Genomic DNA, 548 nt, shown 5'->3' on the forward strand with positions numbered 1-548 from the left:
ACTAAACGAATGCTTGGGTCGTAGTTACTCCTTGTTCTGGATAATGATAAGCCATTACGAACAGCATCCTGGTTAACCTGTAAGGCTGCAAGTTTAGCTTGTAGGCTTTTTACTTCACTTTCACGCTGTTTGAGTTCGATCTCTGCTACATCAAAGCTGGCTTCAGCGATCGCTCCTTCTAACTTTAAAAACTTTGCTCGTTTATAGTTTAATTCTGCAAGTTGATAACGCGACTTTGCGCCTTCAAGATCGGAAAGCAATTGCTTTTGGTTTTGCTGATTCTCCGAGACTGCAAACTTCTCCTGGTTTACAGCATCTCGATTTACTATATTCAGAAGTGACAGTTTATGCGCTAAACGTTCTTGAGCCTGTCTCAATTCTGTTTCTTGTTGATTCAGGCGACTAGAAACTTCTTGAGCTTGAAGTTGGCTTGTACGGTGATTTTCTATAACAAATAACAAATCCTCAGACCTTATAGACTGACCAGTTTTGACTGTAACTTTTGAAATCACACCTTCTTGTTGTGCCCGTATATCTGTTAGCATACC

General features: G+C 40.3%; 1 pseudogene. It reads right to left on the reverse strand.

What is annotated here, in order from left to right:
* Nucleotides 1–548: pseudogene (locus G1O98_RS38580) on the reverse strand (HlyD family secretion protein); the annotation flags it as partial.

The organism is Nostoc sp. UIC 10630, from assembly GCF_010747425.1.
In the GTDB taxonomy this organism is placed as follows: domain Bacteria; phylum Cyanobacteriota; class Cyanobacteriia; order Cyanobacteriales; family Nostocaceae; genus Nostoc.